Origin of the sequence: Microcella alkaliphila (genome assembly GCF_004216855.1) — a bacterium.
Taxonomy (GTDB): Bacteria; Actinomycetota; Actinomycetes; order Actinomycetales; family Microbacteriaceae; genus Microcella; species Microcella alkaliphila.
In genome coordinates, this window is record NZ_SGXT01000016.1 from 220,500 (window position 1) to 244,004 (window position 23,505).

Consider the following 23,505-nt stretch of genomic DNA (forward strand, 5'->3'; position numbering starts at 1 on the left):
TCGGAACACACCACCGCACCCCTCACGCAAGGAGAGCATCCGAATGACCATTACCGCCGAAGCGATTCCCGGCTACCGCGCCGGAACCTGGACCGTCGACCAGGCCCACACCGAGATCGGATTCTCGGTTCGCCACCTCGCCATCAGTAAGGTGAAGGGCGTGTTCGAAAGCTTCGACGCCACCGTCACCGCCGCGAGCAACCCCGCCGAATCGAGCGTCGTCGTCTCGATCGACGTGACGAGCATCAACACGAAGAACGCCGAACGCGACAAGCACCTGCGCACGAACGACTTCTTCTCGCCCGACGAGTACCCGACCATCGAGTTCCGCTCGACCGGGCTGCGGCAGGAAGGCGGCGAGCTGCTTGTCGACGGCGAGCTGACAATCAAAGGCGTGACGAAGCCAATCACCCTGCGTGGCGAGTTCGGCGGCATTGCCACTGACCCGTGGGGCAACACCAAGGCGGCCGCCTCGGGCACGGCCGCCATCAACCGTCACGACTTCGGCGTGAGCTGGAACGCTCCGCTCGAGACCGGCGGCTTCCTCCTGGGCGACGAAGTGACCCTCACGATCGACGCGCAGTTCCAGTGGCAGGCTGACGCCGAGTAGCGACCCGGCGCCACCGCTTCGCGGGGGCGTGCGCACACGGCGTGCGCCCCCGTGTCACGTAGCCTGGAGACGATGCGTCCCCTCACCGAAGACCAGATCCGCGGCAGCGTCATCAACGCGCCCGTGGCCGAACTTGACCGCATGCAGATTCCGGGCCTGCACGAAACCGTGTGGGACGAGCGCGAGTTTCTCGGCTGGCGCGACCCGCTGGGCTCGCTGCGCGGCTACCTGGTCACCTGGATCGACGACGAGCCGGTCGGCGTCATGGTTCGCGCCTCGTCGGCCGGCATGCGCCCCGGAATCGGCGCGATGTGCTCGCTGTGCCACACGCCGCAGCCGGCGACGCAGGTCGTGATGTTCAGTGCGCCGCGCGGCGGCGCGGCGGGCCGCGACGGCAACTCGATCGGCACCTACATCTGCGCCGACTTGGCCTGCCCCATCATGATTCGCATCTTTCCCGGTCAGAGCGAGATGCTGCTGCGGCGCGATGAGCTCGTCGCGCGGCGAAGCGCGGGGCTCAGTGAGCGCGTGCGCGCGTTCACCGCGCGCATTCTGGAGACCGCAGAACGCTAGTCGCGTCGCCCGAGAATGGTGATCGGGATCATCAGCGAGAACGTCACCGCGAGAATGCCCGCGAAGAACAAGAAGGGGGCAAACGCCTCCGGCACCGCGAACGAGTACGCGAACATCGGGAACGAGGCGAGAAACAACGCGATGGCGGCGATGGCGGGCAGGATCTTCATGGTGCCCCCATTCTGCCAGGTTCTCGCTGGGAACGGGGCACACTGGTGGGCATGACCGTGCTCTCGCGCATTCGCACCGCCGGCTGGAGCGCGCTCGTCGCGCTCGCGCTCGCCGTCATCGCCTTCCTCGTCTGGGCGTACAGCCCCTACCGCGCTGACCGCGACGCGATCGCCGACACGCGTCCGCTGTCCACGTTCACGGCGGCGGCACCCGGGGTGAGTTCGTGGGCGGTCGGCGGCCACTCGCTGGGTGGCGTGCGAGCCTGCCTGGTCGCCGCCGACGGCGGGATCGACGGCCTCTTCCTGCTCGGCAGCTATTGCGCGAACGACCTGAGCGCGGCACCCCTCACCGCGGTGAGCGTGGAGGGCGCGAACGACGGGCTGAGCACGCCCGCGCAGATCGACGCGGCCACCGAACTGTTGCCGGCGTCGGTCACGCGCGTGAGCATCCCGGGGGCGAACCACGCGAGCTTCGGCGACTATGGCGCGCAGAGCGGCGATGGGCCGCTCGAGGTCGACCGGGCCGAGGTGCGCGCGGCCGTCGCCGAGGCCGCACTGCTGCTGCCGTAGGCGCGCGAGAATCCCAGCACACACCGAGCGCCGCGGCCTACAATCGGCGTCGCAGGGCGAGAGGCAAAGGCGGTGACAGCATGAGCATGGACCACCCTTCGGTCAACGCGCCGACGTGGTCGTTCTGGCGCCTGTTCAGCATGCTCAGCCTCGTTGGCTCGGCCGGCTGGACGCTGAGCCGCCCGCTCGTCATCGCCGACAACCCCGAGCAGATGCGCGAGCTGTACCTGATCATCGCCTCGACGGTCGGCGGCGCCGCGATTGTCGTCGTCGGCGTGCTGCTCGCCGGCGGTGTTCGCATGGGCATTGCGGAGGCGGGCCGCCTGGCGGCCGCGCCGTCCGCGATTCGCGCCGCCACCGCATCCTTCACTCCGACGCGCATCGGCATGCGCACGCTGGCGCTGCGCTACAACCTGCGCCCGCAGCGCGTGTTTTTCCTGTCGTGGGCGCTCGTCGAGGTCGACGAGTCGGGCGTGAGCATCCGGCGGGCGAACGAGGAGGCCGACGTCGTGCTGCACATCCCCGCCTCCCGCATCACGAACGTGCGTTTGGGCGCCATGACCGACAGCCTCATTCGCATTCCGACGCTGAACGTCGAGGTGGGCCCGTCGGACGAGTCGGCCGTCGTACCCATCGCGCTGCTCGCCGGGCCGACGAAGGCGCTGCCGCTGATCGAGCGCGAACTGTTCGTCGCCGAAGCGCGGCGCCTGCTCGGGCTCGGGGTGGCCCCGTAGTCGACGAAACCGCCTCGTCTTCCCCCCTTTCGCGTCGCAAAGGCCGAAAGACCCTGGCCGAACTCAGGCACACCCGCCACACTGGGGACTCGACCGAGGAGGGGGCCGCGTGCTGACGACGCGTGTGGGCGAAGTGGTGCGGTGGGACAACGACCGCGGCTTCGGCTTCATCGCGCCCGATGACGGCGGCTCCAATGTCTTCGTCCACGTCTCCGACCTCGCGCCCGGCTCGCCGCGGCCGCACGTTGGCGACCGAGTCGACTACGCGCTCCAACGCGACGATCGCGGTCGGATGCACGCGGCGCGGGTCGCCGTGCACGGTGCGGTCGACGAGGGGGTCGCGCCCGTTCGGCGCCGCCCGCAGCGCTGGAGCGTCATCGAGATGCTCGCGGTGCTGGGCTTCGCCGTCATGCTCGCCACGGGCGTACTGCTGTACGACATGAGCATCGCCATTCCGCTCGTCGTCGGCCTGATCTCGTTCGTCACCGCGTTCGCCTACGCCGACGATAAGCGGCGCGCTGAGGAGGGCCGCTGGCGCACCTCCGAAAGCTCGCTGCTGTTGCTGTGCCTGCTCGGCGGCTGGCCCGGCGCGATCGCCGCCATGCGGTGGTACCGGCACAAGACGACGAAGGCGAGTTTCGTCGGCGCCTTCTGGGTGACGGTGTTCGTCACCCTCATCGCCTTCACCCTCATCGCCTTCCCCGCCGCGCGCGAGGCGGTCATCACCTCGCTTGAGCTGATGTCGGGCGGGGCTTAGCGCCCACCCCCGAGGCTGCGCGAACGCTGCTCGATGCCCAGCTCGCCGTACGGGTAGTCGGGCGCGTGCACGGCGCTTACTGTGTCGAGCCGCGCGCGCTGATCGGCGCTCAGGGTGACGGATGCCGCCGCCATGTTGGCCTCCAGCTGTCCAACCGTGCGGGCGCCGAGAATCACCGAGGTGACGGCGGGCCGGTCGACGAGCCACGCGAGCGCCACCTGCGCGCAGCTCGCGTCGACCTCGGCGGCGACGGCGGTGAGCACGTCGAGAACGGCCCACGTGCGGTCGCTTCCCGCCTTCCGGTCGTAGGCCTCCATGCCGCGGTCGGGGTTCTCACCGAGTCGGGTCGCACCGCTCGGGCGCGCATCTTTCGTGTACTTGCCGGTCAGCCAGCCGCCGGCGAGCGGGCCCCACGGCAGCAGCCCCACGTCGTAACGCTCTGCCGCGGGCACGACCTCGAACTCGAGCTCGCGGGCGAGCAGGTTGTACTGCGGCTGCAGAGTGACGGGCTGCGGAACGCCCATCGCACGGGCGGTGTGCACGATCTCGGCGAGCTGCCACCCTGTGAGGTTCGACCAGCCGTAGTACGCGATGTCGCCGGCCCGAATCGCGTCGTCGGCAAAGCGCAGTGTCTCCTCCACGGGCGTCAGCGGGTCCCACGCGTGGAACTGGTAGAGGTCAACGTGGTCGACGCCGAGGCGCTCGAGCGACGCGGCGAGGGCGCGGCGCAGGTGCCGGCGGCTCAGGCCGACGTCGTTGGGGCCTTTTCCCATGGGGAAGCGGCCCTTCGTGGCCACGATCATCCGATCGGCAGCGTCGGGGTTGGCGGCGAGCCACCGCCCGACGATGCGCTCGCTCTCCCCGGCCGAATACACGTCGGCCGTGTCGATGAGGGTGCCGCCCGCGGCGGCGTAGGCGTCGAGAATCGCGTGGCTCGTCGCCTCGTCGCTCTCGGCCCCGAAGGTCATGGTGCCGAGGGCGAGGTCGCTGACGGCAGTTCCGCTGTGTCCGAGAAGTCGTTGGCGCATGTATCCACCCTAACGACGGATGCACCGGGTTAGGCTGACAGGCTGGCGCGACCGCGCCACGCACCACGTGTTGTCTGGGGGTCACCATCAGCGAGTCGAATCCGCCCACCGGACCCATCGAGGAGGTGCGCCCGTCGGCCGCGTTGCCGGCGCGCGGCGGGGCGCGAGGGCACCTCGTCGACCTGCGACCGCTGACCGAGAGCCCGGCATTCGCGCGGATGTGGATCGGCGGCTCGATCACGGGCATCGGCAGCCAGATGACGATCGTCGCCGTCGGCCTCGACATCTACGCCCGCACCCAGTCGACCTTCGCGGTGTCGCTCGTCGCCGCCTTCGCGCTCGGCCCCATGATCCTGTTCGGCCTGTACGGCGGGGTGCTCGCCGACAGCTTCGACCGTCGAAAAGTCGCCCTTCTCTCGGCGACGGTCGCCTGGGCGACCACCGCGGGACTCGCCGCCTTCTCGTGGTCGGAGGCCGAACCGACGTGGCCGCTGTACGCCCTGATCACCGTCAACACGGTCGCCTCGACCATGGTCGGCGTCGCCCGCCAGGCCATGGTGCCGCGCCTCATTCGCCGCGAACTGCTGCCCGCCGCCGGCGCGCTCGGCGGTATCAGCGGCGGCCTCATGCTCACGGTCGGCCCGGCCCTCGCGGGGGTACTCATCGCCACCGTCGGCTTCGCCTGGACCTACACGTTCGACGTCGTGCTGTTCGTCGCCGCCTTCTACGGCCTCTGGACATTGCCGTCGCTGCGCCCCGAGGGCACGCCCGGCAGGCCCGGGATGCGCGCCGTCGTCGACGGGGCGCGCTTCTTGAAGCGGGCCCCGAACATCCGCGCCTCCTTCCTGCTCGACATCTTTGCGATGACGTTCGGCAACCCCCGGGTGCTGTTTCCCGCGATCGGCGCGGTGCTGATCGGCGGTGGCGCCATCACGGTCGGCATCTTGACCTCGGCCGTAGCGGTCGGAACGCTCGTGCTCGGCATCTTCTCGGGCCGGCTCGGCACCGTGCGCCGCCAGGGCCTCGCCGTAGGCGTTGGAGTCGGGGTCTACGGCGCGACGATTCTGCTGCTCGGGGTCGTGCTGCTGCTCGCCGCGCTCAGCCCCGTGGCGGTCAGCGAGAGTCTCGACGACGTGAACTGGGTCGCGCTGATTGCCGCGTGCATCCTGTTGGCGGCGTCCGGTGCGGCCGACTCGGTCAGCATGATCTACCGCAACACGATGCTGCAGGCGAGCGTTCCCGACCAGATGCGGGGGCGCCTGCAGGGGTTGTTCACGGTCGTGGTCACCGGCGGCCCGCGCGTCGGCGACCTGTACGTCGGTGTGCTCAGCGTGACGGCGCTCTTGTGGTTCCCGCCGCTGCTCGGCGGGGTCGTCATCATGGTGGCCGCCGCCGTCATTCTGCGCGTGCAGCGGACCCTGCGCGCGTACGACGCGCTCGACCCGCAGCCGTAGCCCCTGGGCGCGGCCTGGACGCGTGCCGGGCGCGGCGTGAAAAGATGGCCCCGCCCCGACCGCCGATCAGCAGGGAACAGCATGGCTGAGACACCCGAGAGTCGCGTCGCCGTCTACATCGACTTCGACAACATCGTCATCTCGCGATACGACCAGGTGCACGGCCGCGGCGCCTGGCGCAAAGACAACGTCTATCGGCTCGGCCCGGGCCTCGAGGGCGCCGATGCCGAGCTGAAGACGAAGATCGATGCGGCAACCGTCGACATCGGCGCGATCATCGACTACGCGACGAGCTTCGGCACAACGGTGCTCAGCCGGGCATACGCCGACTGGTCGATCGGCGTGAACGCGAGCTACCAGGGCCAGCTCATGGAGCGCGCCGTCGACCTCACGCAGTTGTTTCCCGCCACGAAGCAGATGAAGAACGGGGCCGACATTCGTCTCGCCGTCGACGTGGTTGAAGACCTCTTCCGCCTCCCCGACGTCACCCACGTCGTCATTGCGGCCGGCGACAGCGACTACATCGCGCTCGCGCAGCGCGCGAAGCGCCTGGGCCGCTACGTGGTGGGTGTGGGTGTTGCGGGCGGTACGAGCAAGTCGCTCGCCGCCGCGTGCGACGAGTTCGCCGACTACGACGCGATGCCCGGCGTGCGGCCGGCCGTGCGAGCCGCCGTCGCCGAACCCGACGAGGCTCCCCCGCGCTCGCGGCGCGCGTCCCGTAGCGCCGACGAGACGGCTCCGACCACGAAAGCGGATGCGCGCCGCACGCCCGCAGAGAAGGCGGAGACCGCGACGGGCAAGAAGGCCTCCAGCCAGCTGTTGGTCCGCGCACTCGAACTCATGCACGAGCGCGACGACGAAGACTGGCTGCACACCTCGGAGCTGAAGCGCCAGATGGTGCGCCTCGACCCGGCCTTCAACGAGAAGGCGATCGGCTATTCGACGTTCGGCGACTTCCTCGCCTCGCGGTCCAACATCGCCGAACTCGACGACTCGAACGCCCAACTGCACAAGGTGCGCCTTCGCCGCGGAGAGGACCGCTGACCATGTTCCGACGTCGCCCGCCGGCACTGCCCACCGACCCGGGTCGTTCCAGCCTGACCGGCATGTGGACGGACCGCCTCGGCGTGCTCGGCACCCGCAGCCTGCAGATCCTGCTTGTGCTCACCCTGTCGACGGTCACGGTGTGGGCTCTGCTGCAGGTCAGCATCGCCGTCATCCCCCTGCTGCTCGCGCTGATCATCGCCGCCGCCTTCAACCCCCTGATGCGGTGGATGCGCGACAGGGGCGTTCCCGACATGGCCGCCGCGTGGATCGCCCTGCTCGGGGCACTCACCGTGCTCGGCGGCATCATCTGGGCGATCGTCATCGCCGTGCGCAACCAGTGGGAAGACCTGGTCTCGCAGGCCGCCGAGGGTTTCAGCGAGCTGCTCGAGCTGCTTCAGGGCCTTCCCTTCGCGGACGAGTTCGTCGGCGACTTCGACCTCGACGAGGCGCTCGATCAGATCGTCGACTTTGTGACGAGCGCCCAGTTCGGCTCGGGCGCGCTGGCGGGTGCGACCGCTGTCGGCCAGTTCTTCGCGGGCCTCGCCCTATTCATCGTCATCCTCTTCTTCTTCCTGAAGGACGGGCCGAGAATCTGGGCGTTCTTCCTGAAACCCTTCGAGGGTGAGCGTTTCCGCCGCGGCGAGCGCGTCGGCGCGGTGTCGGTCGCCACCCTCGGCGGCTACATCCGCGGAACGTCGATCGTTGCCCTCGCCGATGCGATCGGTATTGGCATCGGACTCTGGATCCTCGGGGTGCCGCTCGCCCTGCCGCTCGCCGTGATCGTGTTCATCACCGCGTTCATCCCGCTCGTCGGCGCCACGCTCGCCGGCGTGCTCGCGGCCCTTGTCGCGCTCGTCACCAACGGGCTCGTCACGGCCCTGATCGTTGTTGCGATCGTCGTGCTCGTCAATCAGCTCGAGGGCAACTTCCTACAACCCGTCGTCATGGCGCAGACCCTCAAGCTGCACCCACTCGTGATTCTGCTCGCCCTGTCGATCGGCACGATTACCGGAGGAATCGTCGGCGCGATCCTGTCGGTGCCGATCGCGGCGACCGCGTGGGCGATCGTCAAGGTGTGGGATAAGCGCGACCCGGCGCTCGAGCACGAGGGCAGGCCGCGGGCCGCGGCGCCCTAGCGTCTCGCGAGCTCGGCAATCACGTCGTCGGTCGAGCGCACGGTGGCGAACTCGCCGTGCAGGCTCGCGGCCGCCGCGCGCGCCACCTCGGCCGCGGGAATCACGGTGCCGTCGGGCAGCGCGCGATCGTGGCAGTGGGTCGCGTCGAGCACGAAGTCGACGTCGTAGCCGAGGTTGGCAGCCATGCGGGCCGTCGTCGAGCAGCAGTGGTCGGTCGTGATGCCGCAGATGGTGACGGCGGTCACGCCCTCCGCCTGCAGCCAGTCGTGCAGGTCGGGGGTGCCGTAGAAGGCCGAGTTGACGGTCTTCGACACGAGCAGGTCGTGGGGGCCGTCGATGCCGTCGTGGAAGGCGTTGCCGGGCGTGCCGGGCGCAAGCGGCGAGCCCTCGACGACGGAGTCGTGGCGCACGAGCACGACGAGCAGCCCGGCGTCGCGCCAGGCCTCCAGCAGGCGGGCAATGTTCCGCTCAGCGTCGGGGTTGTCACGCGGACCCCACGTCAGGTCGAGAAAGCCGCGCTGCGGGTCGACGACGACGAGCGCCCGGTCGTGCGGGGCCGTGTCGGGGGTCAGTGCGATCGTCACAAGCGCAGGGTAGCCTCGGCCGCCCAGAAACGCCGAAGCGGTCCGCCTCGAACCCGAATCGAGACGGACCGCCCGCGGCGCGGTGTGTCAGCAGCGCGCCGGGAGAAGCGTGGGAACCCTAGCGGTTCGCACCACGCTCGCTTGGGCCGCCCTTCTGCTCAGGCAGTTCGGGCGTGACCGGGGCATCCGGCAGATCGACGGCCGGGGCGTCGCCCTCGACCTCGTCGTCACCGGCGCCCGGGGTCGGGGTCGGCAGCACCTCGGGAGCGCCGGGGCGCTCAGGACGCTCGGCGCGCTTCTGCTCGCCCAGCTGGCGGGCCTGCTCCGACACGCGCTCACCGAAATCTGCGCCGACCTTCTCGGGGTCTTGAGCATTTTCGCTGACCCACTTACCGAACTCGGTGCTCGCGCCGGGGATGGGAGCCTCGCCCGTGGCGGGCTCCTCGTCGCCGATGAGGCCATCGTCGGCAACCTCGTCGTCGGTGAGCACCGCCGTGACGGCGGTGTCGAACGCGGTCTGCACCGGGCCGGGCAGGACGCCCGTCGCTCCGGCGGTGGCGACACCCGTCGCCCCGAGCGCCAGAACTCCCGTGCCGGCGGCGACCTTGGCGGCCACGCTCAGGCCTGTGATCCATTCGAACATTCGTTTTCCCCCATGAGGATGACCGGCAACCGCCTCGTCGGCGAGCGCCCCGTCGTGCGACTTCGCCGAGGCATGTGCTGCGGCTGCAGAGACGTCGGCGCTCCCCGGCACCGACACGAAGGCGGCGAGAGCGTCGGAGGGACGCGGCACCGTCTCGTAGGCGGCAGCCCGGAACTCGACGAGTGCATCGGTCAGCGCGACCAACTCGGGGCGGCCCTCAGGGGTCGACCCGGCCAGCAGCTGCTCGGCCTCGTGGTTGCGGACGCGTTTGCTCATCTCACTCACCGCTATCGTTCGACCGGCTGCGAGGGTTACGGCTTCGGGAAACTTTTTTCTGCAGGTTTGCGATTGCTCGGTGTTGCAAGGCCTTGACGGCCCCCGGACGCTTGCCGAGTACGGTCGCGGTCTGCTCGATCGAGAGGTCGGCGACGACCCGCAGCACCATGACGTCGCGCTGCGCCTCGGGAAGGTCGTCGAGTAGCCGAAGCGCCGCACTGTCGCCGAGTGAGCGCTCGGCGAGCGTCTCGGCGCTCGGTTCGCGGCGCGGGTCAGCCTCGGGGGTCCACTCGTCGTGTTCGCCCCGGCGCGAGCGCTGACGCAGTTCATCAACGAGGCGGCGGTAGGCGATCGAGAAAACGAACGACCGGAACGAGGAGGTGTCTCCTGAGAACTGCGGGATGCGCTCGAATACGGCCAGAAACACCTCGCTCGTCAGGTCGTCAGGTTCGCGCGCGCCTCGAGCGGTCAGGAAGGCGGCGACGGCGGGAGCGTACTCGACCCACAGCTGCGTGAACGCCCAGTCTTCGCCCGCGCGCGCAGCGTCGAGCACGCCGTCGAAGGCGCCCTCGCCCGTCGCGTCCCCACCTGACATGCAGAAACTGTAGAGGGTGCCGAAACCCTCGAGTGAGCGTGGCTATTCGTCGTCAGCGTCGTCAGGCGTGCCCCCGTCGGGATGCACGAGGGCACCCGGCCAGGGAAGAATCGCGAGCAGCAGAGCCAGCGCGGGGGCGAGAACGGCCCACGCGGCGAGGTCGTGCGAGGCGACGCCGGGGGGCGGCATCAGCTGGGTGGCGGAGAGGGCTCCGACAGCCGCGCCCACCGTGACGGCGATCATACCGGTCTGCGGTTTGAGGTCTTCGGTGCGCGAGACGATGCCGCCAACGACCGCGCCGACGAGGGTGATCGGCAGCAGCCACGCGGTGCCCGCGACGAGTCGAGTGATGGCCTCCGAGACGTCGGACATGCCGAGATACCCCGGCGAAAAGATGAGGCCGGGTGTCAGGCGCACGACCGCGACGGCCGCAGCGAGCGCGAAGGCGAGCACGGTCGCGCCAAGCACGTACAGGGAGGCCGCGGGAACGGTGGAGAGCCGTCGAGAAGCGGGACGCGCATCCACGCTTGTCGAGATTTCTTTTGCCGTCACGTCGTGAGACTAGCCCAGACAGACCCGTTCGTCACGTAAAGCCTGTGTTGCGTCTCGGCGATTGTCTGGGCTGAGCGTGGGAACGACGTGAGCGAGCCCTTGGAGGGCGTGACGAGCATCCCGTCGGCTGCCTAGCGTGGAGTCATCTCACCGAAGGAGGAGACACATGACGTACGACCTGACCGGCAAGAAGGTGGCCTTTCTGCTGACCGATGGATACGAGGACAGCGAGCTCACCGAGCCCTGGAAGGCGGTCACCGAGGCGGGCGCAAGCGCCCTGCTCGTGTCGCCGAAGCCCTCCGAGGTGTCGGGCAAGAAGGGGCACACGCAGGCGGTGGATGCTGTGGTCACCTCTGTCGACGCGGAGCACTACGACGCGCTCGTGCTGCCCGGCGGCGTCGTGAACGCCGACCACCTGCGCATGGACGAGGCGGCCGTGACGTTCACGAGGGACTTCTTCGAGCAGGGCAAGCCCGTCTCGGTGATCTGCCACGGAGCGTGGATCCTGATCGAGGCCGACGTGGTGCGCGGTCGCGAACTCACCAGCTACCCGTCGCTCAAGACCGACCTCATCAACGCCGGAGCGAGCTGGGTCGACGAGGAGGTCGTGGTCGACCAGGGCCTGACCTCGAGCCGTACGCCGGAGGACCTTCCGGCGTTCTGCGCGAAGACAGTTGAGGAGATCTTCGAGGGCGAGCACGCGGGGCAGACCGCGTAGGCACCCTCGGGTTTCATCACTGCTCGTCGCGGGCCGCATCCTCCGGGGTGCGGCCCTCTTCTGTGTCGTCACGCGGTCCGGTCGTTGGCACGGTTGCGGCGAACTCGCGCCGCGGGGAGGCGAAGCCGGCAAACCAGGGAGCGACGGCGCCGGCGGCAAGGGCTATTCCGATCCCCGACAGGCCCAACACCAACGACGGGTCAGCGAATAGCTCACGTGAGTTCGGAGTAAAGAACCAAACAACGGGTGCCGTCACCGTTGCGGAGACGAGCGCGATCGCGAGGAAGCGCACCCATCCTTGACGGCTCGCGGCCGATACCAGGTGCCCGGCGATCACGGCGGCGCCGATCGGCACTGCGAGGACGCCCAGAAGCACCGCCAAGATGAACAGCGTGACGGAGATGTCCTCCCAGGTCGGCTCAGTGAATAAGTCAGCGCCGAAACCCAAGTACCGGGCCATGATCACGACCGCGACGGGTAGCGCGGCCGCATACGACACCAACACAAATGGAAGTGTGCCCCGAGCGTTACCCGGCGACGGGAAGCGACCCTCTGGCAGCTCGGTCATGGCAAGACCTTACTGTGATCGCGTGGCGACTCAGCGCCTCCCTTCACGCCGACAACCGACGAATCTGCTCGTCGACGGTGCGCAGGTTGCGCGCAGTGCCCGCGACGCCCAGGCGCCGCAGCAGCGCATCCGTGTTGAGCCCGGCCTGGCTTGCCCCGCGCTCGTAGCGCACGTGCAGCTCGCGGCCGATGACGGCCCACTCGTCATCGCCGGTGGGCACATCGGCCGCGCTCTGCACCTCAGCGCGGCTCGGCTCGGCCGTCAGGAAGGTGATGTACGAAAAGGCGGGGTTCGCGACCGTGAAGGGATGCGCATCCCGGGCAGCGCGCAGATCGCTCAGCGATCGCGCGATCACCTCGCGCCGGAACCCGAAGCGCTGCTCGACCGCGTATTCGAGCGCGGCGGCGAACCCGCCCACGTCGCCGGGCGGGGTGCACAGCAGGTTGCCGGACGCGATGTAGGTGCTGACGTCGCTCGCACCGAGCTCCGCGGCGAGGGCGCGCAACTCGGCCATCGGAAGCTTCGCGGTGCCGCCGACGTTGACGGCGCGCAGGAGGAAGGCGTGCGGCTCAGCGTTGGACACCATCGAGCCTCGATTCGCTTGTCGCGTCGCGCATGCCCTCACTGTCGGGCGCGGCCGTCGCGCTGTCAAGGCTGCGACCCATAGGCCGCGCTCACCGCGGCGCCCACTCGGCCTCCGTCCACAGGATGCGACGCAAGAGTGGCCGCTCGATCGTGCTCCACAGCGTCGAGACGACCAGGTAGATGGCCGCACCGAGCGGCACTACGAGTGCGGGCACGATGGCGACGAAGGGCAGCACGCCGAGCGCGCGCGTGACCCCTGCGGGCATGTCGGTCGCGGGCAGCCCCCGCTGCAGTCGTGTCATCGTCCGGCGCTGCACCCAGCCGGCGACACTCAAAGACGTGACGACTCCAGCGGCCAGCAGCAGGGCGGCCCCGGCCCCCGTGAGCGCGGCTGCGCCGAGCGGCTCGGCGAACGACACCCCGGCGCGCGTGTACCGCACGAGCGGGTTGGGCTCGCCGTCGAGGGTCGCGGCGATCAGGGCGAGATACAGCACCGAGACGATGGGCGCCTGGGCGAGCATCGACCCCATGCCGGCGAGCGGCGTCACGCCAGCGTCGCGGTAGAGCTGCATGGTGCGCTTCTGCAGCTCGTCGGGCCGCTTCTTCCAGCGCGTGCGGAGGGCGGCGAGCTGCGGCGCGAGCCGGCGCCTGGCCCCCTCCGCCCGCGTCATGCGCACGTCGAGCGGTATGAGAGCGGCGCGCACGACGAGGGTGATAGCGGCGATGACGAGCGGGGCGGAGGCGGCGCCGAGAGCGGGGTCGAGCATCCCGATCAGCGCGTCGATGCCGCGGGCGGCGGCGGTGATGAGGGGGCCGATGAGGAAAAAGGTGGAGGGGTCCATGGGGTGTCCGTTCGCGAGAGGGGTCGGCGGCAGCATCTGGCCACCGGATGCGCGAACGACGACAGCGCCCCGGGCGGGGCGAGCGGGTGCGGCGGGTCAGGCGGCCGGCGACGCGGCGCCCGGCGCGCGCGACAGCGGCCGACCGGCGGTGAGCGGATGCGCGGGCTCGGCCTGGTGAGACAGCGACTCGCGGTGGGCGCGCGACCGCGCCCCGACGGCGAGCTCAGCGTGCGGGGCGGCGGCGACCGCGCCGCGGCTGGCGACCACGAGGGCCGCGATCACGAGAAGACTCGCCGCAACACTGGCGGCCGCTGCGAGCGGCGCCGCCTCCCCCACCGCAATCGCCACGGCGAGTGCGAGCGTGACCCCGAGCGCGCCGAACGACGCCAAGAGGGTGCGCGTCAGCGACTCGGCCATGAGGTCATCGTAGGCCGGGGCCCTCGGACGCCGCCGGGTCGTAGCGGCGCGAGGCGAAGCCGCCGCGCCAGGGCAACACCGCGCTGAGGCTAAGCAGGAGGCCAGCACCCACGGTCATGGCGATGTAGGTGGGAACAAGGCCCTGATCCCACTCGTTGCCGCGCCACGTGAGGGCGATCGGCACGACGAAGGCGGTCATGCCGGCGCTCGCGATGACGAGTCCCCGCACCCAGAGGGCGTGCACGCGGCGGGCGACGACGCTGCCCACGATGAGCGCGACGACCGCGGGAATGCCCACGCTCACAAGCATCAGGGGCAGGAAGGTCACGGCAGTGGTGAGCGAACTGAACAAGAAGAAGAACGAGAACGCGCCGCCGACCGAGCTGAACGCACTCGTGACCGACCAGATCACCGCGACAAGGAGCCAGGCCGCTCCGACGGCGGATGCCACGTACAGCACACGACCGCGCCCCTTCCGCGGCGCAGCCACCGGCGCGTCAGTGGGCGTGGGCGTCGCGGCGTTCGTCATGGGCTCACCCTAGACCCGACGAGGCAATAATGTCTCGAAAAATTATGGGCGAGCATCCACGAGGACGAGGTGGATGCGCACGCTGTCGCCGGGCGCGATCCCTTCGGCGTCGCGCACCGCCTTCTTGATGGGCAGCACGAAGCATCCGCGGGTGGTGTCGGGGAAGACGCTCGTCGCCCAGGCGCTGCCGCCGACGCGCACGGTCACGCGCACGCTGCCGAAGCCGGCTGCGAATCCGTCGGTGCGCGCGTCGATCTCGTCACTGATCGCCTCGGGCACGCTGACGAAGAACCAGGATGCGCGGGCGGGCCACTCCCAGAGCTCGGCGTCGAAGACGTAGGCGGCGGGCATGGGATCAGTGTGGCGGACCCGCCCCATCTATTGCCCACAGCTCGACAAGCACGGCAAGGCGCAGGCCTGCACTGAGCATCCACGGCAGTGGAACGCACATTGGCGTGATCGCGGAGCCGCCACACACGGCGCAGGAAATCACGAGCTTCCGTGGGGCCTTGGCGTACGGTGAGAGGACGTCACTACTGGAGGACATATGGCAACGTTGCCTGCAGAACCAGCCTGGAATGCGGCGCGACTGATTCCTACATCGGGTATCAACGGCGCTGAGGAACAGGAGCGAAGGGCGACTTCAGCGCTCCTTGCAGTGATCGCGTCCGTACGAGAGTTCGGGCGAGCGCTCACTCAGCCTCTCGGCGCACCAGCAGGCAGCATCGAGACTTTCATCGAGGTGCCCTTCACTCTGGGCGAGCGCAAGGTCTTCCCTGACGGCCTCATCCGCGTCCGACGCGGCCAAAAGTCGTGGACGGCGCTCATCGAGGTGAAGACGAGCACAAACGCCCTCGAGCCAACTCAGCTCGAGGACTATCTCGACGTAGCGCGCGAACACGGTTTCGATGCGCTTCTCACGATCTCGAACGAGATTCCCGCCGCGATCGGCACTCACCCCACGTCTGTCGACAAGCGAAAACTCCGCAAGGTATCGCTTCACCACTATTCATGGTCGGAGATTCTCACAGCAGCGGTCGTCCAGAAGGAACACCGTGGCGTTGCTGATCCAGATCAAGCGTGGATTCTTGGCGAGCTCATTCGGTACCTCGAGCATCCGAAGTCGGGCGCTCTCTCCTTTGAGGACATGGGCCAAAGCTGGGTGCCAATTCGGGAGGCTGTCGCGGCTGGCACACTCCGGACGAACGATGCAGGACTTCCAGAAGTCGTAAGCCGTTTCGATGCACTTATTCGCTTCGCGGGCCTGAAACTTGGCAGGCAACTGGGGTCAGAGGTGCTTCCCGTGCTCTCCCGCGCGGAGTCGTCCGACCCGAGAGTACGTAGCTCTCGTATGGCGACTGAGCTCGTCAAGGACGGCCATGTGACTGCCGGCCTCCGCATCCCAGGCGCGATCTCTGACCTGACCGTCGTGGCTGACCTTCGGGCCGGCCTTGTGACCGCAGCGTTCTCTGTTGAGGCCCCAAAGGAGGGCAAGCCCACCACGCGAATCAACTGGCTGCTCCGTCAATTGAGGTCGGCCAGCGATAGCCTCCGGATCGAGGCCATCCCCGTTCGATCCTCAACCGGCGCGGCGGAGCTTCTCGGGACGGTGAGAGATAACCCCGCACTGCTGGTCCCGGAATCAGGTCGAGAAATCAAGTCCTTCACGGTGACGAAAAGTGTCCCGATGGGCTCAAAGCGCGGAACTGGGCGCGGCTCCTTCATCGACTCAGTCGTGACCGTCATTGAGGCCGCGTACGGAGAAATCGGGCAGTCGATCAAGGCCTGGGCAGCAACTCCGCCCAAACTTCGGCCCACGGATGCTGTGGAGACGGAACCCGGAATCGACCGGTCACTCGCTTCCGCGGCCTTGTCCTCACAGGACAACGACGACTGATGGATTGCTCCTTCCCCTGGCGGTGATCCGCCCTCGCCCGACGGGCATCGACCCTCGTCGCTGTGGCTCAAGAGGCGCGGCCACCGAACTGCGCGACGACAGCGAGTACTCGATCAGAGTGATGGCAGCCCGTTTGGTCACCCCCGAACTGGCCACAGAACGAGGGTTCCCTTCCGTCGCCCCGCCTGGTCTGATGGAGAAGAACTCAGATCGGGGGCGTCGTGAGCGAAGCGGGCAGATCCGCGGGCGTTGAGGCGCGCCGCCTGGTCGCCATCGCCGACGAGCACCAGCGGCTCGCCGAGATCGCCCGTCACGAGGCCGAACGGTGGATGATCGCCCACCGCACCGAACGCCAGGTCGCCGGCACGCTCGCCCCGCTCACCGCCCAGGGCTACACCTTCCTGCACGACCGCGGCTGGCCGGGCGCCCGCCGCGGCAGCCGCGCGCAGATCGACCACGTGCTGGTCGGGCCGGGCGGTGTATTCGTCGTCGACACGAAGTCGTGGCGCGAGGTGACGGTGGCGGCCGGGCGCATCTTCCGCGGCCAGGCCGACGTCACCGATGAGCTCGCCGGGCTCGCCGACGTCGGCTACAGCACCGAGGCGGTGCTCGCCGACGTCGGCCTCGCGCCCGGCGAGGTGCACGTGCTGATCGTGCTGGCGAACTCGGCGTTGCCGCCCACTCCTCTCGAGGGCCTGGGCGGCCTGATGGTCGTGGGCGAGCGTGCCGCCGCGAAGCACATCGCCGGCTTCGGCCGCCGCCTCACCGACCGCGCGCAGAACGCGGTGCTGGCCCGCGTGCTCGACCATTTTCCTCTCGTAGGTGACGCGCCATCGGAGCTGGATGTGAGCATCCCGGAGCCGGTCGCCAGCGAGCCCGAGCCGCTGCTCACGCTCGACGAGATCGCCGACACGTTTCTGGCCGGGATGCTCGCCGCCCCCATCGAGGAATGGATGGCGTTTCTGCACCCCGACCAGGCGAAGCTGGTGCGGCGCAGCTTTTCGGGCCCGTCGCGCGTGCGGGGGCCCGCCGGCTGTGGCAAAACGGTCGTTGGGCTGCACCGCGCGGCGTACCTGGCGCGGGCATCCACGGGCCGCGTGATCGTGACGACGTACGTGCGCACCCTGCCCGACGTGCTGGCGACGCTAATGACGAGGCTCGCGCCGGAGGTGGCCGACCGGGTCGAGTTCACGGGCGTGCACCAGTTCGCGCTGCGGGTGCTGCGCGAGCGCGGGCACCGCGTCACGGTGAAACTGCCCGAGGCGAATCAGGCGTTCAACCGCGCGTGGAACCAGATCGGCATGCGCGGCCCGCTCGGCGCGCTCGACCGAAACGCGAAGTACTGGCAGGACGAGCTGCTGCACGTCATCAAAGGCCGGGGGCTGACGACCTTCGAGCAGTACGCCGACCTGGCCCGCGCCGGGCGACGGCGCCGGTTGACGGTCGACCAGCGTCGCGAGGTGTGGCGGCTGTACGCGCAGTACCAGCAGAACCTCCGCGAGGCGGGGGTCATGGACTTCGAGGACGTGATTCTGCGCGCCGAGGCGTCGCTGCGCGAGCGCCCGCTGGAGGGGGTCAGCGCGGTCGTCATCGACGAGGCGCAGGATCTGTCGTGCGCGATGATCCGCATGCTGCACGCCCTCGTCGGCGACCGCCCCGACGGCCTCACCCTCATCGGCGACGGCCAGCAGACCATTTACCCGGGCGGCTACACGCTCGCCGAGGCGGGCTTCTCGGTCGCCGGCCGCGGAGTCGTGCTGTCGACCAACTACCGAAATACTCGCGAGATCGCGGAGTTCGCCGCCGCGATCGTCGAGGGCGACGAGTTCGTCGACATCGAGGGCGGCGCTGGCCGGGCGGATGCTGCGGTCGCGATCCCCCGCGTCGGCCCTGTTCCTGAGGCGCACCAGTTCACGTCGGTCGCCGCGCACGATGCGGCGGTTATGGCGCACATTCGGGCGCTCGTCGCGTCGGGAGTCGACCCGGGTGACGTCGGCGTGCTCGCCCAGACAAGTCGCGACGTTGCGGCAATGGATGCTGCGCTGCGTTCCGCAGGAATCGAGACCGTGCTGCTTACCGAGTACCGCGGCGAGGTGTCGGGGCGGGTGAAGGTCGGCACCATCAAGCGGGCGAAGGGGCTCGAGTTCAAGCAGGTGGTGCTGGCTCGGGTGCCGGGGCGATTGCTGGGGAGGTCGGATGTCGTTGGTGAGCTCGATGATGGGGTCCGCGAGCGGTTCGAGATCGAACGGCGCGAGTTGTACGTGGGGATGACTCGAGCACGAGACGGGTTATGGGTCGGATCGATCAGATCAGAAAAGAAGACAGTCACCGCAAGACAAACAGTTCATCCTGGCAACAAAGTTTAGGTAGGAGTTGACGCAGTGGAATCGATCGCATTTTTCAACAATAAGGGCGGCGTCGGGAAAACCACATTGGTATGCAATCTCGCGCACTACTTGGCGACGGAGCAGCAGAAGCGTGTTGTGCTGGTTGACCTTGACCCGCAATGCAACTCTACTCAACTGGTCTTGACTTCAGAGCAGTGTGCAGCGCTCTACTGGCCGGACGAAGCATTCATCAACGCACTGGATGGAGGCGACTCAGCAGTGTGGGACTCGATGCATGGGGTCTCTACAATCTATGATGCGGTCCGCCCTTTAGAAGAGGGCGATGCAACCTCAGACCCAGTTCAGCCGCTCTCAGCAACGACGAATCGGTTCATGATTGATCTTGTGCCGGGTCATCCAAGAATGTCAGTTTTTGAAGATAAGCTCGGTCAATGGTTTGCGGAGGCTAGCGCAGGCGACGTGGCTGGCTTACGGAAGACCTTGTGGCTTCGCCAGATCATCGAAGAACTTGAACCGAAATATGATGTGGTCCTTTTCGACCTTGGGCCCTCACTTGGCGCACTAAATCGTTCAGTTCTCGCGTCCGCAAAAAACTTTGTCACTCCTATGGGCGCAGACATTTTCAGTGTCGTCGCCTTGCGAAATATTGCGGAATGGATAGTCCAGTGGGCAAGGCTTTATCGGCAAGGAGTCAAGCTATGTGAGACGAATAATCCGGGGGCAGTCGACCGCTTTGGCATCCCTTCAGAGGTCGCTGTCGATAAGGGATTCATCGGTTACACGGTGCAGCAATATTCTACAGTTACTATTCGCGGCGAGAGGCGAGCGACTGTCGCGTACGACCAGATTCTGTCCCAGGTCCCATCGCAGGTAGAACGGCACCTCAGCGGGATGTCCAAGCCGGGCCTGGAGCTATCTCACCTTAAGTTGGGTGACATACCTAACCTTCGAAGCCTGGTTCCACTTGCCCAAAGTGCGAACGCCCCACTCGGCGCCCTTACGTCCGGCGATGGCCTCGCTGGAGGTCAGTACTCTCAACAACGGTCCTACGTCGAGTTCATTAACGTTGTTGGGGCTAATCTAAGCACCAACTGCTTCAGCTGATGACTAGTTTCTGGCCTCCGGAGCTAGTTCAATCATTGGCTCAGCGCAGAGGGATCATCTTTCTTGGCGCCGGCGCATCAGCCAGCTGCCCGAACCCGGAAGGTCTGAGGCTACCGGGCTGGGAGAAACTGCTCACAGACCTTGCTAGTAGCCTAAACTCCGCAGACCGCGCGGCATTCGACAACCTCATGACACGATCAAGGCATCTCGACGCCGCACAGGTAATTAGCGACGCAATAGAGAACGTGCAAGTCAATAATTACTTGATCTCAATTTTTGGTAACGGTAGCTTTAGGCCAGGAGAAGTGCACAAGCACATCAATTTGCTCGACCAGCCAGTTCTGATGACCACAAACTACGATAGGCTGTACGAGCGATATTGGGAACAGGAACTTAACACCCCACTGACGGGCCCGAAGCCCCCTTTGATGGTCTCCACCTATGTTGACAATGACGTTGTCGATAATTTGCGATCAGATCGACCCTTACTTCTCAAGCTACACGGATCCGTCGAAAAACCACGCAACCTTGTTCTATCCCGGTCACAGTATTCGCGAGCCAAGTTCGAGTACCCAAATTTCTTCAAAGTTGTGAGCGCACTTCTGCTCACCCGGACTGTTCTTTTCGTTGGGTGCGGCTTCAATGGGGATCCCGATATCGAGTTACTTCTTGAAGATTCGGCGTTCACAGCTCAATCTATTGCCCCTCACTACGCCATTACGCCGAAAGGTCGACATGACAGCGAAACGCGCTCGATAAGAAAAGCGTTCAACGTCAAGCTTCTCGAATACGATAACGAAGACGGCAATCACGACGAGTTGACAGCACGCCTCGCTGAACTGTCACGACTCGTCGACGATGCTCGGATCTGACTGACAACTGGCAATCCGCTCCTCATGCGGACCCACCAATGTAATTCGAGCTGAAGCCAACGGGCCCCGCCAGTTCGCACACCCGTCGGAGTCCAGAAAATAGAGTGTGAAGGCGTCGTACTGCTGCGCGTTCAGGCCTGCTTATCGGCCCTGCGCCCGCTCCAACACCAGCTCGCGCACCCGCGCCGCGTCGGCCTTGCCGCCCATCGCCTTCATGACCGCGCCAATGATCGCGCCGGCGGCCTGCACCTTGCCGTCGCGGATCTTCTCCAGAACGTCCGGCTGGGAGGCGAGCGCAGCATCCACCGCCGCGATGAGCGCGCCGTCGTCCGAGACGACCGCGAGCCCGCGGGCGTCGACGACCTCCTGAGGGGTGCCCTCCCCCGCGATGACGCCCTCGACGACCTCGCGCGCGAGGCGGTCGTTCAGCGTGCCCGCCTCGACGAGCGCGACGATCGCCGCGACATCCGCCGGTGAGATCAGCGATGCCGGCTCGGCGTTCTGCGTGTTGGCGATGCGGGCGATCTCGCCCGTCCACCACTTGCGGGCCTGCTGCGGGGCGGCGCCCGCGGCGACCGTCTCGTCGACCTCGACCAAGAGCCCCGAGTTCACCACGTCGCGGAACTCGAGGTCGGTAAAGCCCCACTCCTGCTTCAGGCGGCGACGGCGCGCGGCCGGAGCCTCGGGCAGCGACGCCCGCAGGCGCTCGATCAGCTCGGGCGCGGGCGTCACCGGTAGCAGGTCGGGCTCGGGGAAGTAGCGGTAGTCGTCGGCGTCGCTCTTCACGCGGCCGGGCGACGTCGTGCCCGTGTCTTCGTGCCAGTGGCGGGTCTCCTGCTGGATCGTGCCGCCCTTCGCCAATATCGCCGCCTGGCGCTGAATCTCGTAGCGCACCGCCCGCTCAACACTGCGGAACGAGTTCACATTCTTCGTCTCGGTGCGCGTGCCGAGCTTCGTCTCGCCGCGCGGGCGCAGCGACACGTTGGCGTCGCAGCGCAGGTTGCCGCGCTCCATGCGGGCCTCCGAGATGCCGAGGGCGCGCACGATGTCGCGAATCGTCGAGACGTACGCCTTCGCCAGCTCGGGCGCGCGGTGCTCGGCCCCGTAGATCGGCTTCGTCACAATCTCGACCAGCGGAACGCCGGCGCGGTTGTAGTCGACGAGGCTGTACTCAGCACCCTGGATGCGCCCGGTCGAGCCGCCGACGTGCGTCAGCTTCCCGGCGTCCTCCTCCATGTGGCCGCGCTCGATGGGGACCTGCCAGAGTTCGCCGTCCTCGAGTTCGACCTCGAGCATCCCCTCGAAGGCGATCGGCTCGTCGTACTGGCTGATCTGGTAGTTCTTCGCAAGATCCGGATAGAAGTAGTTCTTGCGCGCAAAACGGCTCGACGGCGCGATCTGGCAGCCGAGCGCGAGGCCCAGCGAGATCGAGAACTGAACGGCCTTCTCGTTGACGACGGGCAAGCTGCCGGGGAGGCCCAGGCAGACCGGGGTGATCGCCGTGTTCGGCTCGGTTATGTGGTTGCCGCTGAACGCCGGGTTCGGGGCGTCAGAGAACATCTTCGTCTTCGTGCTGAGCTCGACGTGCACCTCGAAACCGAGCACCGGTTCGAACAGTTCGAGGGCCTTGTCGAAGTCCATGAGTTCAGCGCGCGCCATACGGACAATCCTACGGGCGCGGGGAGGGGAGGGGTGCGCGGAGATGGGTTGGCTGGACGGGTGCGGGATGCGCGGGGTGCGGTCGGCTCGCGGCGGGTTCGCCGGACGGGTGCGGGATGCTCGCGGTGCGGTTGGCTGCGCCGGCTCGGGATGCTCGCGGTGCGGTCGCTTAACCTCGATCCACCGACGAACCCGTGATGGGTGGCTGATCTCGATTCGGCAGAGTTCATCGTCGGGTGGGCGCGGCTGAGTGCCGGACCTGTCTGCCCGGGTGTTCCACTGGTCGTCCTGGTTGCGCCTGCGTCGGCTGGATGGTCAGGTCGTCGGGGCCGGCGGCGGTGATCCGCCGACGTGGTTGAACAGCGCGGTCCACGCGGTTTCCCATGGCCACTGGTCGGGCAGGTGCAGGGTGATGCGCCTGGCCGAGGAAGCGATCCGTGCCGGGACGGTGACGAGTTTGTGGCGGATCGTGGCGGTGGTGGCTTTGGCCAGGCCGGTGCCGGCGATGGTCGCGGCGGCGCGGGTGAGGTTGAACGCGATCACGGCCAGGACGAGCCAGGCGGCGTTCGCGGTGAACACCCCGGATGGCAGGTGTGCCAGGGCGCTGTGCTTCAGATCGGCGTTGACCTGCTCGATGATCGCGTGACCGCGGTGGGTTTTGTCCGCGGTGATCGTGTCCAGGGTGCTGGTGGTGAAGAACGCGTGGAAGCGGTGCGTGTCGAACAGGGTCGGCTGATCGAAGTTCTTCTGGTTCAGCTCCGGGATCCGCCGCACGACCAGGCGCCCGTCGATGTGCTCGGCCTTCTTGCGTGAGGTGAACGCGGTGAATGGGACCTCGGCGACCTCCGCGGTCGAGATCCACCTTTTGGTGTCCTGGTCGTAGATCGCGTCGGTGTACTCGATCGCCTCCCAGGCATCGTCGGGGATGGTCGCGATCGCGCGTTTGATCGCGGGGTCCATCCGGGCGGTCACCGACACTGCGGCGCCGGCGCGGGTCGCCGCACTGATCGTGGCGTGGCCGTAGAACGCGGAGTCGGCTCGGAGCAGTACTCTGCTCCCCTTCATCCCGGGTAGGCGGCGGAGGGTGGCCAAGCTGTCCCGGACCAGCCGGGCGGCGCCACGCGGGGAACCCGATCCGCGAGCCTGTCAAGTTGTTTGTGTAAATGGGCATCGTCTGGGGTTGGTCAGAGGTAGGGGCGGATTCGGTCGGGGAACGCGATCGCGAGTTGGGCCAGGG

General features: G+C 67.7%; 26 protein-coding genes and 1 pseudogene. 13 read left to right on the forward strand and 14 right to left on the reverse strand.

All coding sequences use genetic code 11. The features are described from left to right. Positions 1–43: 43 nt before the first annotated feature. Positions 44–610, forward strand: a complete 567-nt coding sequence (locus tag EV140_RS09910) for a YceI family protein (RefSeq protein WP_130283480.1) — start codon at positions 44–46, stop codon at positions 608–610. Between the two features lie 72 nt (positions 611–682). Further along, the gene (locus EV140_RS09915) at positions 683–1,183 is read left to right on the forward strand and encodes an FBP domain-containing protein (RefSeq protein WP_130283482.1); all 501 of its coding nucleotides are present in this window, start codon (positions 683–685) and stop codon (positions 1,181–1,183) included. Here EV140_RS09915 and EV140_RS13265 read toward each other — a convergent pair. Beyond that, on the reverse strand, positions 1,180–1,353 hold the full coding sequence (locus EV140_RS13265) for a hypothetical protein (RefSeq protein ID WP_157985640.1): 174 nt from the start codon (positions 1,351–1,353) through the stop codon (positions 1,180–1,182). The genes EV140_RS09915 and EV140_RS13265 overlap by 4 nt on opposite strands. Before the next feature lie 51 nt (positions 1,354–1,404). Here EV140_RS13265 and EV140_RS09920 point away from each other — a divergent pair, with 51 nt between their 5' ends. The 3 genes from EV140_RS09920 to EV140_RS09930 all read left to right on the forward strand — a co-directional run bounded on the left by EV140_RS09920 (position 1,405) and on the right by EV140_RS09930 (position 3,414). Further along, positions 1,405–1,923 carry an alpha/beta hydrolase gene (locus tag EV140_RS09920; protein WP_130283484.1) on the forward strand — a complete coding sequence of 173 codons (519 nt, stop codon included), beginning with the start codon at positions 1,405–1,407 and terminating at the stop codon, positions 1,921–1,923. Positions 1,924–2,003: 80 nt separating this feature from the next. Beyond that, a complete protein-coding gene (locus EV140_RS09925) occupies positions 2,004–2,657 on the forward strand; it encodes a hypothetical protein (protein ID WP_130283486.1) in 654 nt (217 codons plus the stop codon). Between the two features lie 109 nt (positions 2,658–2,766). Next, positions 2,767–3,414: a DUF1294 domain-containing protein gene (locus EV140_RS09930; protein WP_130283488.1), complete on the forward strand. Its 648-nt coding sequence runs from the start codon at positions 2,767–2,769 to the stop codon at positions 3,412–3,414. Here the strand turns inward: EV140_RS09930 and EV140_RS09935 are convergent. After that, positions 3,411–4,442, reverse strand: coding sequence for an aldo/keto reductase (locus tag EV140_RS09935; RefSeq protein ID WP_130283490.1), 1,032 nt, complete (start codon positions 4,440–4,442; stop codon positions 3,411–3,413). The two genes, EV140_RS09930 and EV140_RS09935, sit on opposite strands and share 4 nt — an antisense overlap. Positions 4,443–4,567: 125 nt before the next feature. Between EV140_RS09935 and EV140_RS09940 the strand changes: the two genes are divergently transcribed. The 3 genes from EV140_RS09940 (at position 4,568) to EV140_RS09950 (ending at position 8,079) form a co-directional block, all read left to right on the forward strand. Beyond that, a complete protein-coding gene (locus EV140_RS09940) occupies positions 4,568–5,896 on the forward strand; it encodes an MFS transporter (protein WP_277871108.1) in 1,329 nt (442 codons plus the stop codon). A gap of 81 nt (positions 5,897–5,977) precedes the next feature. After that, positions 5,978–6,940: an NYN domain-containing protein gene (locus EV140_RS09945; protein WP_130283492.1), complete on the forward strand. Its 963-nt coding sequence runs from the start codon at positions 5,978–5,980 to the stop codon at positions 6,938–6,940. A gap of 2 nt (positions 6,941–6,942) precedes the next feature. Beyond that, positions 6,943–8,079: an AI-2E family transporter gene (locus tag EV140_RS09950; protein ID WP_130283494.1), complete on the forward strand. Its 1,137-nt coding sequence runs from the start codon at positions 6,943–6,945 to the stop codon at positions 8,077–8,079. Here EV140_RS09950 and EV140_RS09955 read toward each other — a convergent pair. From EV140_RS09955 to EV140_RS09970, 4 genes are all read right to left on the reverse strand, one after another. Continuing rightward, a complete protein-coding gene (locus EV140_RS09955; protein WP_241971407.1) occupies positions 8,076–8,663 on the reverse strand; it encodes a cysteine hydrolase family protein in 588 nt (195 codons plus the stop codon). The genes EV140_RS09950 and EV140_RS09955 overlap by 4 nt on opposite strands. Before the next feature lie 118 nt (positions 8,664–8,781). Continuing rightward, complete coding sequence (locus tag EV140_RS09960) at positions 8,782–9,582, reverse strand: hypothetical protein (RefSeq protein WP_130283496.1); 801 nt, start codon at positions 9,580–9,582, stop codon at positions 8,782–8,784. A gap of 1 nt (position 9,583) precedes the next feature. Further along, positions 9,584–10,177: an RNA polymerase sigma factor gene (locus EV140_RS09965; RefSeq protein WP_130283498.1), complete on the reverse strand. Its 594-nt coding sequence runs from the start codon at positions 10,175–10,177 to the stop codon at positions 9,584–9,586. A 42-nt stretch (positions 10,178–10,219) separates the two neighbouring features. Then, a complete protein-coding gene (locus EV140_RS09970; RefSeq protein ID WP_130283500.1) occupies positions 10,220–10,729 on the reverse strand; it encodes a hypothetical protein in 510 nt (169 codons plus the stop codon). A gap of 166 nt (positions 10,730–10,895) precedes the next feature. Here EV140_RS09970 and EV140_RS09975 point away from each other — a divergent pair, with 166 nt between their 5' ends. After that, positions 10,896–11,447, forward strand: a complete 552-nt coding sequence (locus EV140_RS09975) for a type 1 glutamine amidotransferase domain-containing protein (RefSeq protein ID WP_130283502.1) — start codon at positions 10,896–10,898, stop codon at positions 11,445–11,447. A 16-nt stretch (positions 11,448–11,463) separates the two neighbouring features. On the opposite strand, the gene EV140_RS09980 is transcribed toward EV140_RS09975, so the two are convergent. From EV140_RS09980 to EV140_RS10005, 6 genes are all read right to left on the reverse strand, one after another. Beyond that, a complete protein-coding gene (locus tag EV140_RS09980; RefSeq protein WP_130283504.1) occupies positions 11,464–12,015 on the reverse strand; it encodes a hypothetical protein in 552 nt (183 codons plus the stop codon). 43 nt (positions 12,016–12,058) lie between these two features. Next, the gene (locus EV140_RS09985) at positions 12,059–12,601 is read right to left on the reverse strand and encodes a DUF1697 domain-containing protein (RefSeq protein WP_130283506.1); all 543 of its coding nucleotides are present in this window, start codon (positions 12,599–12,601) and stop codon (positions 12,059–12,061) included. 88 nt (positions 12,602–12,689) lie between these two features. Next, positions 12,690–13,442 carry a YidC/Oxa1 family membrane protein insertase gene (locus tag EV140_RS09990; protein WP_157985641.1) on the reverse strand — a complete coding sequence of 251 codons (753 nt, stop codon included), beginning with the start codon at positions 13,440–13,442 and terminating at the stop codon, positions 12,690–12,692. A gap of 96 nt (positions 13,443–13,538) precedes the next feature. Further along, a complete protein-coding gene (locus EV140_RS09995; protein WP_130283510.1) occupies positions 13,539–13,859 on the reverse strand; it encodes a hypothetical protein in 321 nt (106 codons plus the stop codon). Between the two features lie 4 nt (positions 13,860–13,863). Beyond that, positions 13,864–14,388 carry a hypothetical protein gene (locus EV140_RS10000; RefSeq protein ID WP_130283512.1) on the reverse strand — a complete coding sequence of 175 codons (525 nt, stop codon included), beginning with the start codon at positions 14,386–14,388 and terminating at the stop codon, positions 13,864–13,866. A 42-nt stretch (positions 14,389–14,430) separates the two neighbouring features. After that, positions 14,431–14,739, reverse strand: coding sequence for a DUF1905 domain-containing protein (locus tag EV140_RS10005; protein ID WP_130283514.1), 309 nt, complete (start codon positions 14,737–14,739; stop codon positions 14,431–14,433). A gap of 391 nt (positions 14,740–15,130) precedes the next feature. On the opposite strand from EV140_RS10005, the gene EV140_RS10010 reads away from it, so the two are divergent. The 4 genes from EV140_RS10010 to EV140_RS13270 all read left to right on the forward strand — a co-directional run bounded on the left by EV140_RS10010 (position 15,131) and on the right by EV140_RS13270 (position 20,609). Beyond that, positions 15,131–16,285 carry a VRR-NUC domain-containing protein gene (locus EV140_RS10010; RefSeq protein WP_241971408.1) on the forward strand — a complete coding sequence of 385 codons (1,155 nt, stop codon included), beginning with the start codon at positions 15,131–15,133 and terminating at the stop codon, positions 16,283–16,285. Positions 16,286–16,506: 221 nt separating this feature from the next. Beyond that, on the forward strand, positions 16,507–18,651 hold the full coding sequence (locus EV140_RS10015; RefSeq protein ID WP_130283518.1) for a nuclease-related domain-containing DEAD/DEAH box helicase: 2,145 nt from the start codon (positions 16,507–16,509) through the stop codon (positions 18,649–18,651). A gap of 15 nt (positions 18,652–18,666) precedes the next feature. Further along, positions 18,667–19,737 carry a ParA family protein gene (locus tag EV140_RS10020; RefSeq protein WP_130283520.1) on the forward strand — a complete coding sequence of 357 codons (1,071 nt, stop codon included), beginning with the start codon at positions 18,667–18,669 and terminating at the stop codon, positions 19,735–19,737. A 305-nt stretch (positions 19,738–20,042) separates the two neighbouring features. Beyond that, positions 20,043–20,609, forward strand: a complete 567-nt coding sequence (locus tag EV140_RS13270; RefSeq protein WP_157985642.1) for an SIR2 family NAD-dependent protein deacylase — start codon at positions 20,043–20,045, stop codon at positions 20,607–20,609. 141 nt (positions 20,610–20,750) lie between these two features. On the opposite strand, the gene gatB is transcribed toward EV140_RS13270, so the two are convergent. Together gatB and EV140_RS10035 are read right to left on the reverse strand one after the other, a co-directional pair. Beyond that, positions 20,751–22,268 (reverse strand): Asp-tRNA(Asn)/Glu-tRNA(Gln) amidotransferase subunit GatB, encoded by a 1,518-nt coding sequence (gene gatB, locus EV140_RS10030; protein WP_130283524.1) that lies wholly within the window; start codon positions 22,266–22,268, stop codon positions 20,751–20,753. A gap of 315 nt (positions 22,269–22,583) precedes the next feature. Continuing rightward, a pseudogene (locus tag EV140_RS10035) lies at positions 22,584–23,399 on the reverse strand (IS1380 family transposase); the annotation flags it as partial. Positions 23,400–23,505: the final 106 nt, after the last annotated feature.